8 protein-coding genes are annotated in these 13,081 nt (G+C 67.5%); 3 read left to right on the top strand and 5 right to left on the bottom strand.

The features are described 5' to 3' along the window. Positions 1-34: 34 nt before the first annotated feature. The 4 genes from AB0H00_RS06790 to metH form a co-directional block, all read right to left on the bottom strand. Positions 35-895, bottom strand: coding sequence for an arpA protein (locus tag AB0H00_RS06790; protein ID WP_357261903.1), 861 nt, complete (start codon positions 893-895; stop codon positions 35-37). A 147-nt stretch (positions 896-1,042) separates the two neighbouring features. Beyond that, positions 1,043-1,717, bottom strand: coding sequence for an HAD family phosphatase (locus tag AB0H00_RS06785; RefSeq protein WP_357261900.1), 675 nt, complete (start codon positions 1,715-1,717; stop codon positions 1,043-1,045). A gap of 163 nt (positions 1,718-1,880) precedes the next feature. Continuing rightward, positions 1,881-3,560 (bottom strand): protein kinase, encoded by a 1,680-nt coding sequence (locus AB0H00_RS06780; RefSeq protein ID WP_357261897.1) that lies wholly within the window; start codon positions 3,558-3,560, stop codon positions 1,881-1,883. A 417-nt stretch (positions 3,561-3,977) separates the two neighbouring features. Further along, positions 3,978-7,574, bottom strand: coding sequence for a methionine synthase (gene metH / locus AB0H00_RS06775; protein ID WP_357261894.1), 3,597 nt, complete (start codon positions 7,572-7,574; stop codon positions 3,978-3,980). 156 nt (positions 7,575-7,730) lie between these two features. Here metH and AB0H00_RS06770 point away from each other — a divergent pair, with 156 nt between their 5' ends. Beyond that, positions 7,731-8,615 carry a PAC2 family protein gene (locus AB0H00_RS06770; protein WP_357261891.1) on the top strand — a complete coding sequence of 295 codons (885 nt, stop codon included), beginning with the start codon at positions 7,731-7,733 and terminating at the stop codon, positions 8,613-8,615. Between the two features lie 112 nt (positions 8,616-8,727). Beyond that, a complete protein-coding gene (locus tag AB0H00_RS06765; RefSeq protein WP_357261888.1) occupies positions 8,728-11,331 on the top strand; it encodes an AMP-binding protein in 2,604 nt (867 codons plus the stop codon). Here the strand turns inward: AB0H00_RS06765 and AB0H00_RS06760 are convergent. Further along, positions 11,233-11,538 (bottom strand): hypothetical protein, encoded by a 306-nt coding sequence (locus AB0H00_RS06760; protein WP_357261885.1) that lies wholly within the window; start codon positions 11,536-11,538, stop codon positions 11,233-11,235. The genes AB0H00_RS06765 and AB0H00_RS06760 overlap by 99 nt on opposite strands. Positions 11,539-11,790: 252 nt before the next feature. On the opposite strand from AB0H00_RS06760, the gene AB0H00_RS06755 reads away from it, so the two are divergent. Beyond that, on the top strand, positions 11,791-12,984 hold the full coding sequence (locus tag AB0H00_RS06755; RefSeq protein ID WP_357261882.1) for an XRE family transcriptional regulator: 1,194 nt from the start codon (positions 11,791-11,793) through the stop codon (positions 12,982-12,984). Positions 12,985-13,081 lie beyond the last annotated feature (97 nt).

Genomic DNA, 13,081 nt, shown 5'->3' with positions numbered 1-13,081 from the left:
TTCGGGTCGAGCTCGGTCAGTCGAACGGCTCGGCTCAGTCGAGCAGTCGGTCGCCCCGGACCACGTCGGCGGCGGCTCTATGGTCGGGCAGCACGCGGCCGAACAGCTGCCGAGTACGTTCCACCGTGCCGACCATCCCGGGACGATTGGTATAGGCAAAGATGGCCGAATGGCGCTGGCGCGCTCCGTCGACAGGTGAGACACGGTGCAGCGAGAAACGGCCGCGAAACAGCTGCAGATCGCCGGGGCGCAACTGGAGCCGCTGGACGAAACGCTCGCCGGAACCGGTCAAAACGGCACGCACATCGTCGAAATTCTCCGCCTCCGGTGTGCGTATGTTGGGGCAGTACTCGAAAATTCCACCGGTCTCCGCAGGCTGGGTCACCATGGAGACGGTGAATTCGTTGGTATCGAAATGCCAGGGATGCGACATTCCCGGCGCGACGACGTTGAGGCACAGTCCTGCGAGGGGATCGCCGAACTCGTGCAGTTCGGACAGACCGAAGCAGTCCGCGATGAATCGCTGGAACGGCTCCGCAATGTAGAGCCGGTGGATCAGCGCATCGGCCGGAATGCGGTCGCGCGGCACGAATGCGTTGCCCCGCTCCAGAACGATCCGGCCCGGATGATCCTGTGGCAGTTCGGCGTCCAGCGGAATGTTGTAGGCGTTGACTCGCTCGACCTGGTAGTACGCGTGCGGTGCCATCCGCTCCCCCTGCGCGCGCAGCGTGTCGATCAGCTCCGGCCGAATGAAACCAGGCAGTACGGTGCAGCCACCGTCGTCCAGTTCCGCGCGGGCGCGGCGCACCACCCCGCGCAGGCCGGCCCCTTCCCGATCCGCGAGAGAATACCGTGCGGTATCTACGATCTCGTCGAGTGCACCCCACGCTGCCATGGCGTCATTTTCGTGTAGCGTCTGCCGACACGCCCGAGATTCGGCGAGATTGCCGGTGATCACCGTCACACCTATCAGCTGCGATCACTCTGGTTGCGGCACAGTAACTCTCGGCAGACCGAGGTCGGGAGTGTCGTATCCGCCGGCTCAGCCGCCGGGTACCAGCAGCGCGCGCTCGAGTTCGTCGGAGCTCAGCCCGACCAGCGAATCGCGGAAGACACGCCCGGGCGCGTCCGGTACCGGAATCTCGCACGGGACGACCAGCACCGCGCAGCCGGCGGCCTCGGCGGCGCAGGCGCCGGTCGGCGAATCCTCCACGGCCACACAGTCTCGCGGGTCCAGGCCGAGTAATTCGGCGGCGCGCAGGTAGACATCCGGCTCGGGTTTGCCGTGCGCCACCTCATCGCCGCAGACCGAGACGTCGAAGAAGTCGCGCCCGAGAGTGTCGAGCCCGAACTCCGTCAGCGACCGCTTGGTGTTGGTGACCAGCGCGCTGCGCAGACCGGCCGCGCGCACCATGGCCAATGCGTCTTTCGCACCGGGCCGCCACGGGATCGGTCCCGTCATCAGCTCGGTCACCCGCCGATCCAGGAACTCCCCCGCCGACCGCAGTGCGTCGAGCGTCGGCTCGATGCCGAGACCGGCGAACATGATCAGCAGCGCGTTCGGCCCTGAAGCGCCGATCAGTGCGTGCCGGACCGCATCGGTCATCTCATGTCCGTGCTCGCGCGCAAGTTCGCGTACCGCGATGTCCCAGAGTTTCTCCGAATCGAGCAACGTGCCGTCCATATCCCAGAGCACTCCGGCCAGTCGCGCTGTCACGTTCGGTGCGTCTCCTCTGTCTCGTCTGCTGATGAGGCGGCCGGACGAAAGTCTGTCCGCTGCCCCGCGCCAAGCCCAGCGAAGGCGAGACTGCCGCGTAACTCGCGCAGCCGGACGAAGTTCGTCCGCAGCCTCGCGCCGGGCCGAGCGAAGGCGAGGCCGCCTAGGTGCCCGATCCGGCGATCTGTAGTCGGCTATTGTCCCCGACGATCTCGATCCATCGATTCTCCGAGGTGGTCGTGCCGTTCTTCAGGGTATAGGTCAGCGCGACAACCGCCCGGTTCACGCCGTTCGGTGTGACTGCGCCCACGCTTACCGAGCGAATCGTGCCCCAGAAGCTCACATAGGAGTCGTAGCCGGTCTGCGCCTGGTACCCGGGAGATAGCTGGGACCAGGCGCCGGACACGTTGCCGGGCAGCATGCCGTAGTAGCCCTGGATGAAAGTGACGATCCGGTCGGGCGACGCGGGGCCGGACGGGGTGGTGGTGATGGCGGTCGACGTTCGACTCGGCGTCGTGGGCTGACCCGATCTACTCGGCGTGGCTGATGCGGAACCAGGGCCGGGAGTGGTGGTCGGGGCCGCGGTAGTTGGCGCCGCGGTCTCCTGTGGGGCGGGCCCGACCGCGTTCGCCGGGGGCGGCGAGCTCTCGGCGTACGAGGTCGAGGGCACGATCGACGATGCCGCCGCGGTGCCACCCTCCTCACCGTTTCCGGCGGTCATCGTCGCGATGATGCCTGCCGCGATCAGCACAACGATCACCGCGGCGGCGGCCAGCGCTGCTATCCGGCCACGCTCGGGTCCGCTCGTACCGCCGGGCAGCGTCGCGCCGCCCTGCGGCGGGATGGGCGGCTGGGCGGAAACCGGGTGGGGTGCATTCGGACCCGCGAGGGCTGCGGGCACGACCGCGGTGGCGGTATCGCTCGGCCTACCGGTCGACCCGGCGGCACCCGACTGCGGAAGAATCGCCGTCGCGCCGGGCGCGGGCATCACCTTGGTCAGCACCGGCGGCGCCAGTCCCGGCTCCCGGCCCGCCGCAACGGCTTCCAACGCTTCCTTCGCCTCGCGCATGGTGGGGCGGGCATCGATGGTCGGGGCCAGCAGACGCATCAGCACGGGTCCGAGCACGCCCGCTCGCTCGGGCTCCTCGACCCGCGCCCTGGCCACCGCGTGCAGCACCGCGAGCGGGTTGTCGCCCTCACCGAACGGCGGACTGCCCTGCACAGCCGTATACAGCGTCGAGCCGAGGGCGAAGACGTCGGAGGCCGGTTCCGGATCCTCCCCGCGCGCCACCTCCGGCGCCAGATAGGCGGGAGTCCCCGCGAGAAATCCGGTGGCGGTGACCGTCACATCACCGACGGCGCGGGAGATGCCGAAATCGGTGATCTTCACCGTGCCGTCGTCACCGACCAGCAGGTTGGCCGGCTTCACGTCCCGGTGCATGATGCCCGCGGCGTGCGCGGCGGCCAGCGCGGACGCGGCCTGAGCGCCGATCTTCGCAACCTCGGTGGGGGCCAGCGTGCGCTTTCCGGACAGCTTGGCCGCCAGGCTGGGCGCGTCCATGTACTCCATGACCAACCAGGGCTGGCCGTCTTCCTCCGCCACGTCGAAAACAGTGATGGCGTTCGGATGGTGCAGCCGCGCCGCGATTCTGCCTTCGCGCATGGCGCGCAACTTCGCCTCCAGCGCCGCCGAACGCGACAGACCAGGACCGAGCAGCAACTGCTTGACCGCGACAGTGCGCCGCAGCCGGACGTCGGTGGCTCGCCAGACGACTCCCATGGCACCGGTGCCGATCGGATCCGTGAGCCGGTATCGTCCCGCGATCAATCGATCCGCAGTCATGGTGGTGTGCCTCTCCTACTTACGCGCCCAGCCGTCCAGCATTCAGCGCGCACGCCCGGAAAATCTCCGAACATCCCACGCGCCAAGGTGCTTTGCACCCCCAAAGCAGCGACACGAACGCATCCGCCGACTGCTCCGGATGCAGTTGCAACGCTTCGACAATGGCACACCGACCCGACAGACATCCACCTTCCGGCGCGGGTTCCGGCGATCCCCCAGGTCAATGCCGCGCGCCCGCGCGCCGTGTCCCACCCTCCGCGGCGCCGGATTTCCGCAAATCAGGCTATATGTCCAGGTAGCCGAGGACCTTGCAGCGACCGAATTCCGCTACGCCGCACGGTGAACACCGTCACAACAGCCCGAGCCGAGCGGATGGCCCTCGGCCGAGGGCCCGCCCGGGCGGTACCGCAGCCCGGCTCAGGCGTTGAAGTACTTTGCCTCCGGGTGCAGCAGGACGAACGCGTCGGTGGACTGTTCCGGATGCAGCTGAAGCTCTTCGGACAGCACGACGCCGATGCGGTCGGCCTCGAGCAGATCGACCAGCTTGGCGCGGTCCTCCAGATCGGGGCATGCCCCATAACCGAAGGAGTACCGGGCGCCCCGGTAGCCGAGCTTGAAGTACTCCAGCACGTCCGCCGGATCGGAGTCGGCGACCGCGCTGCCGTCGAGAACCAACTCTTCCCGAATGCGGCGGTGCCAGTACTCCGCCAGCGCCTCGGTGAGCTGGACGCCGATGCCGTGCACTTCGAGATAGTCTCGGTAGCTGTCGCCCGCGAACAGCTCGTTGGCGAAGTCGGCAATCGGCTGGCCCATGGTGACCAGTTGGAACGGCAGCACGTCCACCTGACCGCTTTCCTGTGCGTAGGTCCGCGACCGGATGAAGTCGGCGATGCACAGGAACCGGTCGCGCTGCTGGCGCGGAAACGTGAACCGATAGCGCTCCGGAGCAGCGGGGTCCGGCTCGGTGAGCACGACGACCTCGTCACCCTCGGACACCGCCGGGAAATACCCGTACACCACTGCGGCGTGCTGCAGCACGCCCTCGGTGCTCAGCCGGTCCAGCCAGGCACGCAGCCGCGGCCTGCCCTCGGACTCCACCAGCTCCTCGTAGCCTGGGCCGTCGCCGCCGCGCTGTCCGCGCAGCCCCCACTGCCCGAGGAACAGTGCCCGCTCGTCGAGCAAGCCCGAATACTCTTGCAGTGCAAGTCCTTTCACCACGCGAGTGCCCCAGAACGGCGGCACCGGCACCGGCACGTCCACCGCGACGTCGGAGCGCTCGGGCACCATGACGGGCACCTCGGCCGCCTTGCGCTCTGCCGCGATCCGCTTGGACCGCTCGTGGCGCGCCTTGCGCTCCGCGGTCCGCTCCCGCTCGGCGATGGCCTCCGGGCTGTCCGGGTCGGGGCCGCCGCCGCGCTTGCGAGTCATGATGTCGTCCATCAGCCGCAGACCCTCGAACGCGTCTCGCGCGTAGTGCACGTCGCCCTCGTACACCTCGGTGAGGTCGTTCTCCACATACGAGCGGGTGAGCGCCGCCCCGCCCAGGAGCACGGGGAACTGCTCGGCCACACCCTTGGCATTGAGCTCTGCCAGATTCTCCTTCATCACGACGGTCGATTTCACCAGCAGACCGGACATGCCGATGACGTCGGCCTTCTTGTCCACCGCTGCGTCGAGGATGGTCGCGATCGGCTGCTTGATACCGAGGTTGACCACCTCGTAGCCGTTGTTCGACAGGATGATGTCGACCAGATTCTTACCGATGTCGTGCACGTCGCCTTTCACGGTGGCCAGCACGATGCGACCCTTGCCACTGTCGTCGGTGGCCTCCATGTGCGGCTCCAGGTACGCCACGGCGGCCTTCATCACCTCGGCGGACTGCAACACGAACGGCAGCTGCATCTGGCCGGATCCGAACAGCTCACCGACTGTCTTCATCCCGGACAGCAAGGTCTCGTTGATGATCCGCAGCGGCGGCACCTCGGTCATGGCCGCGTCCAGATCGGCCTCCATGCCGTTGCGCTCGCCGTCGACGATCCGCCGCTCCAGCCGGTCGAACAGCGGTAGCGCGGCCAGCTCCTCGGCACGTGAAGCCTTCGACGACGCGGTCGATACACCCTCGAACAACGCCATCAGCTTCTGCAACGGGTCGTAGTCCTCGCCGCGACGGTCGTACACCAGATCCAGTGCGACTTCCCGCTGTTCGTCGGGGATCCGGCTCATCGGCAGGATCTTCGAGGCGTGCACGATCGCGGAATCCAAACCGGCCTCCACACATTCGTGCATGAATACCGAGTTGAGCACCTGACGTGCCGCCGGATTGAGGCCGAAGGAGATGTTCGACAAGCCCAGCGTGGTCTGCACGTCCGGGTGGCGGCGCTTCAGTTCGCGGATGGCCTCGATGGTCTCGATGCCGTCGCGGCGGGACTCCTCCTGGCCGGTGCCGAGGGTGAAGGTGAGCGTATCGATGATGATGTCGCTCTCCAGCAGGCCCCAGTTGCCGGTGATGTCGGTGATCAGACGCTCGGCGATCGACACCTTCTTCTCCGCGGTGCGGGCCTGGCCCTCCTCGTCGATGGTCAGAGCGACCACCGCGGCGCCGTGCTCGGCGACCAGCCGCATCGTCTGCTGGAAGCGAGATTCGGGACCGTCGCCGTCCTCGTAGTTCACCGAGTTCACCGCGCAGCGGCCGCCGAGATGGTGCAGGCCGGCCCGCAGCACCGGGGTCTCGGTGGAGTCGAGCATGATCGGCAGCGTCGATGCGGTGGCCAGCCTGCTGGCCAGCGCCTCCATGTCCTTGGTGCCGTCGCGTCCGACGTAGTCGACGCACAGGTCGAGCATATGCGCGCCGTCACGGGTCTGGTCTTTGGCGATGTCCAGGCACTTCTGCCAATCCTCGGCCAGCATGGCGTCACGGAAAGCCTTGGAGCCGTTGGCATTCGTGCGCTCGCCGATCATCAGGATCGAAGCGTCCTGCTCGAAGGGCACCGCGGTGTACACGCTGGACACGCTCGGCTCGTGCGCCGGCTCGCGGCGCTCGGCGATCGGCGGCAGACTCGGCTCGACCTCGCGCACCGCGGCGGTGACCTGGCGGATGTGTTCCGGGGTGGTGCCACAGCAGCCGCCGACCAGGGCGAGCCCGAACTCGGAGACGAAACCGCGCAGCGCGACCGCCAACTCTTCGGGCGTGAGCGGATACACCGCGCCGTCGGCGCCGAGCACCGGAAGACCGGCGTTCGGCATCACCGAGACCGGCACCTGCGCGTGCCGGGACAGATGGCGCAGGTGTTCGCTCATCTCGTCCGGGCCGGTCGCGCAGTTCAGGCCGATCATGTCGATGCCGAGCGGCTCCAGCGCGGTCAGCGCCGCGCCGATCTCGCTGCCGACCAGCATGGTTCCGGTGGTCTCCACAGTGACGTGTGTGATGATCGGGATCCGGCGTCCGAGCTTCGACATCGCCCGGCGGCTGCCGGTCACCGCCGCCTTCACCTGCAACAGGTCCTGGCAGGTCTCGATAAGGATGGCGTCGGCGCCGCCGTCCAGCATGCCGAGCGCGGCCTCGGTGTAGGCGTCGCGCAGCGCGGTGTATGGCGCATGGCCCAGTGTGGGCAGCTTGGTACCCGGCCCCATCGAACCGAGTACGTACCGTGGCGTACCGTCCGAGGACGGGCCCATGTCGTCGGCGACCTCACGGGCCAGCCGCGCGCCGCGCTCGGAGAGGTCGCGAATCCGGTCGGCGATGTCGTAGTCGGCAAGGTTGGGCAGGTTGCAGCCGAAGGTGTTGGTCTCGACCGCGTCGGCGCCCGCTTCGAAATAGGCACGGTGGATACCGCGCAGCACGTCGGGGCGGGTCTCGTTGAGGATCTCGTTACAACCCTCCAGCCCGCGGAAATCGTCCAGCGTCAGATCGGCGGCTTGCAGCATCGTGCCCATCGCACCGTCACCGATGACAACACGGCGGCGTAGCGTGTCGAGTAGCGTGGTGTCGAACTCGGCGGGGATGGGCGCAGACATATGATCAGCGTAGTGGGCAGGGCGGCCGATCCAGCCCACGGCGTAGGGGCTCGGTGTCCTGCGCCACACCGCCGATCTGCGACAGGCCGGGGAACACGCGGACCCATCCGACCGTCATACGACACGCCACCTCCGCTCACGCCGTAGGCTGACCGAGTGAACGCCAGTGAAACTCCCGATCCGGAACTGCCGACGTTGCGGGATCCGGTACTGGTCGCCGCCTTCGAGGGCTGGAACGACGCCGGTGACGCGGCCAGCGGCGCCGTCGAGCATCTGGAACTGATCTGGGACGCCGAACCGCTAGCCGAACTCGACTCCGAGGACTACTACGACTACCAGGTGAACCGGCCGACGGTGCGCCAGGTGGACGGTGTGACCAGGGAAATCCAGTGGCCCTCGACGATGCTGTCGGTCTGCTCGCCGCCAGGTAGCGACCGCGATGTGGTCTTGCTGCGCGGCATCGAGCCGAACATGCGGTGGCGCAGCTTCTGCGGTGACCTGCTGGAGTTCATCGAACAGCTCGGAGTGCAGACCGTCGTCATCCTCGGCGCGCTACTGGCCGACACCCCGCACACCAGACCGGTCCCGGTGACCGGCTCCGCCTACAGCAAGGAGGCGGCCGAGCGGTTCAGCCTGGAGCAGACCCGCTACGAGGGACCGACCGGCATCACCGGTGTGCTGCAGGACCAGTGCGTGAAGGCGGGCGTGCCCGCAGTGTCGTTCTGGGCCGCGGTCCCCCACTACGTCTCGCAGCCGCCGAACCCGAAGGCAACGATCGCGCTGCTGCACCGAGTCGAGGACGTACTCGACATCGAGGTGCCGCTGGGCGAACTGCCCAAGCAGGCCGAAGACTGGGAGACCGCCGTCAACGAGATGACCGTTGGCGACGACGAGATCAGCGAGTACGTGCGCTCACTGGAGGAGCGCGGCGATGCCGCGGCCGACGTGAACGAGGCGATGGCCAAGATCGACGGCGATGCCATCGCAGCCGAGTTCGAGAAGTACCTGCGCAGACGGGGTCCGGGCAGCTTCGGGCTCTGAGCTTGTCGCGGCGGCGACTTCGGTTCCCGCGGGTACCCATCGCCGGTTCACCGGAAGTTCGCTAGGGGGCCACCTTCTGGCCGGGAAACGCCCGCCACCTACACTTCCGCCGGTGACCGTTCTCCCGATCGTCGCGCATCTCCGCGGCTTCGACGACCGGATCGCCGTCCAGTGCTCTGCACCGAGCTCAGCGAGCGTCATCGCGGCGGAGCCGGTGCGGGAGGGTCCGCAACAGGTCACTTACGCGCGACTGGCAACGCTCGTCGAGGACTACGCGACCGAGCTCGGACCGGCCCCGCGCCTCGTCGCGCTCGCGGCGCGCAACGACCTCGCGTCTCTCGTCGCGTATCTGGGTGCGCTCAGCGCCGGTTGCGCCGTGCTGCTGGCCTCCGAGATCACCGAAGAGTTGCGGGCGACCTACGATCCGGACATCGTCGTCGAAGCGGGCCACGCCGACGTGATCCGCGAGACCTCGGCGCATCGCCTGCACCCGGATCTCGCGCTGCTGCTGAGCACCTCGGGTTCCACCGGCTCGCCGAAGCTGGTCCGGCTCTCGGCGGCGAACTTGCGCGCCAACGCCACCGCTATCGCCGAGTACCTGTCCATCGGCCCGGACGACCGCGCCGCGACCACATTGCCGATGTTCTACTGCTACGGCCTCTCGGTGGTGCACAGCCACCTGCTGCGCGGCGCGAGTCTGCTGCTCACCGAGCGGTCGGTGCTCCACGACGAGTTCTGGCGCGAGTTCCTCGACTACCGCGCAACATCATTCGCCGCGGTGCCGTACACCATCGATCTGCTCGACCGCATCGGTTTCGCCCGCATGACGCTGCCCGACCTGCGCTACATCACCCAAGCGGGCGGCAGGCTCCCGCCGGAGCGGGTGCGCGAGTACGCCGCGCTCGGCAAGCAATCCGGCTGGGACTTCGTGGTCATGTACGGCCAGACCGAGGCGACCGCGCGTATGGCCTATCTGCCCGCGCATCTGGCGGCCGAGCATCCGGATTGCATCGGAATTCCGATTCCCGGCGGCGAATTCACTCTCGAGCCGCTCGAGGATGCCGGCGACGGGTCAGACGCGCCGTGTGAGCTGGTCTATCGCGGCCCCAATGTGATGATGGGTTATGCGCAGTCCGCGCGCGAGCTCGCGTTGGGTCGCACCGTCGAGGTACTGCGCACCGGCGATCTGGCCCGGCGTACTCCCGAGGGGCTGTATCAGGTGGTGGGCAGGCGCAGCCGGTTCGCCAAGATCTTCGGCCTGCGCGTCGACCTGCAACGCCTCGAATCCGGCCTCGCCGCCGCCGGATTCACGGCCTGCTGCGCCGACGACGACGAACATCTGGTCGTGGCGGTCGAGGCTCCGCCGTCCGATCCGACCGAGACCGCGGCGCGGCTGGCCGGGCTGCCCGCCACGGCCGTCCGAATCTGTCCGGTCGAACGGATGCCGCGGCTGGCCAACGGCAAACCCGACTATCCCGCCATCCGGCGGCTGGCCGAGCCCGCCGCGCAGGTCCGTGACATCCGCGCCCTGTACGCTGACGCACTCGGGATCGATCCCGTACTGATCCGCCAGGACAGCACGTTCGTCGATCTCGGTGGCAACTCACTCACCTACGTGACCGCCGCGGCGCGGCTGGAGCGCGCACTCGGCCGCCTGCCCGGCGACTGGCCGACCACGACGGTCGCGGAACTGGAACGGATCCCCGAGCGCCGCACGCGGTTCGGGCGCTCGCTGGACACCGGGACACTGCTGCGCGCCATCGGCATCGTGCTGATCGTCGGCTCGCACGTCGGCCTGTTCGTGCTGTGGGGTGCGGCACACGTGCTGCTCGGCGTGGCGGGATTCAACTTCGCGCGATTCGCGGTGACGGCGACGCCGCGTGCCGAACGACTGCGCCACACACTGCGCACCGTTGCGCTGATCGCGGTGCCGACCGCGGCGTGGGTGGCACTCACCCTGGTGGCCGACGACTATTACAGCTGGCAGAACGTGCTGCTGCTCAACAAGATTCTCGGCCCACGCGACAGCGCCACCGCGGGGCACCTGTGGTTCCTTGAGGTGCTCGTCTACTTCATGATCGTGGCCGCGCTGCTGATCCGTATCCCGTTGGTGGACCGGCTGGAGCGGCGTGCCCCGTTCTGGTTCGCGATGGCGCTGGTCACCGTGACCATCATGTTCCGCTACCAGGCTTTCGGAGTGTACCCGGCGAAGGATGTGCCCTTCTCGCCCCTGGCCGTGTGGTTCTTCGCGCTCGGCTGGGCAGCGGCGAAGGCGACGACGGCGTGGCAGCGGTTGATGGTCGGCGCGGTCGTGCTGGCTACCGTGCCCGGGTATTTCGGCGTTCCCGATCGGGAAAGGCTGATCATGGCAGGCCTGCTCCTGCTGGTGTGGCTGCCCGCGATCCGGGTCCCGGCGCTCGTCGCCGTCGGCGCCGCGGTGCTGGCCGATAGCTCGCTGTTCGCCTATCTGCTGCACTGGCAGGTGTATCCACTGTTCGGGCAGCGCCAGGTCGCGGCGTTGCTCGCGTCCCTCGCGGCCGGTGTGGTCGCGACGAGGATGGTGGCTGGTCTACGGCGCTGGGGTTCCCCGCGGTGCAGGGTGATCCTGTCGCTCGGCTCAGCTCTGGATGGTCCAGACCCGGGCCGCCGCCTCGTGGGCAAGCTTCGCGATCAAGATGTCGCGCGGAATCGTCTGGCCGGCAAAGTGATCAAGTGAGGGAACCACCACGTGGTGTGCGTCGGCACGCTTGAGTTCGGCCGTCAGCTCGGCGAACGCCGTACCGTCCCCCGCTGTCGATTCATGGAACGTTGCGGCGAAACATAGCCCTTCTTCGCGGGCGAAGCTGCTCATCGCGTCCTCGAGCTCTTCGCTGTTGCCATCGGCCAGATCGTCACGCAAGTATCCATAGATCAACGCTTCCACCCGAACCTCCGTTGGATTGGGATCGCTGTTCTCTTATGTGGATCCACCCGTCTTACGGGGTTATTGCGCTTCATACAAGAGTAGATGTAGGGCAAACTCTCAGCTTCCATCTCCAGCATGCACAACGCCACAGTGCGAATGTAGATGTCAACCCGGTGACATCGCTCTGCCCTAATGCGACCCTCGAGCGTTAACTGGTGCGATACTACAGACGTGGCCGCTGCTGACGATCGACCCGTCTGGGCTGTTCGAATGCGTTCCGAGCGCGACGCGAGGGGGTGGTCACAAGCCGACGCCGTCCGCGTGATGCGCGCGAAGTCATCGAGCAACCTGCCGACCGACAGTACACTCCTACGGAACTGGCGCCGCTGGGAATCCGGGGAGTCACGCCCGGATGATTTCTACGCCCCGATCATCGCCGCCGCGTTCGACACGGTCACCGCGGCGTTCTTCCCCAAGGCCAGGCCGAACCGGGACGACGAACTGCTTTCCGCCACCGGCATGGACACCCTGGAGTTCCTCGGCAGACTACGCATTTCGGACGTGTCTTCCGTGACGCTGGAGGCCATTCGGATCACCGCCGAGCGCCTGTGCTGCGACTACTCCTGTGCCGACCCCCATGAACTGCACGCCGAAGGCACCGCGTGGCTGCGCAGGATCACTTCGTTGCTGGACGGTCGCCTGACGCTGTCCCAGCACCGCGAAATCCTGGTCCTCGCAGGCTGGGTCGCGCTACTTGTCGGATGTGTCGACTTCGACCTGGGTCGGCGGACTGCCTCTGAGGCGACGCGCCGTGCCGCGTACTCGCTGGGGCGAGAAGCCGAGCATGCCGAGATCACCTGCTGGGCCGCGGAACTGGCAGCCTGGGCCGCGCTCACCGAAGGCAACTACCGGGGCGTTATCGACACGGTTGACCCGATGCTGGAAGTAAGCCGGAGTCTGCGGGTCGGTGTCCAGCTCACCGCCCAGCGGGCCAAAGCTTGGGCCAGGCTCGGCGAACGACGGGAGGCGGAAGCCGCACTGGCCGACGGCCGGGCGATCCTGGAGCGACTCGATCATCCGGCGAATCTGGACAACCATTTCGTGATCGACGCGCAGAAGTTCGACTTCTATGCGATGGACTGCTGCCGAGTGGCGGGCGAGGATCGGCTCGCCGAATCGTACGCGCGCGAGGTGATTCGGAACGCCACCCGCGCCGACGGTTCCGTGCGCAACCCGATGCGGGTGTCCGAAGCGCACTTGACCCTGGCCGTGGTCGCGGTCCGCAACCGCGATCTGGAACTGGCGTTGGACGAGGGCATGCGTGCCTTCGCGGGAAAGCGACGCTCGTTGCCCTCACTGGTATGGATCGCAGGCGAGGCCGCGCGCGAGATGATCGAACGCTATCCCGGCGACCCACGTACTCGGGTGTATACAGACCAGCTGCGTTCGCTGTCCATCGAGTGAGCGGGCTTGCCACCGAAACGTTGGCGAACGGCGGCGAACTGGACGCAGCCACGCCGAACTCCGGAGCATCGCGTGGGCGGCGATCGGCCCGCTACTA

The organism is Nocardia sp. NPDC023852 (genome assembly GCF_040639505.1).
Taxonomy (GTDB): Bacteria; Actinomycetota; Actinomycetes; order Mycobacteriales; family Mycobacteriaceae; genus Nocardia.
This window is presented reverse-complemented; position numbering and strand designations above follow the sequence as displayed.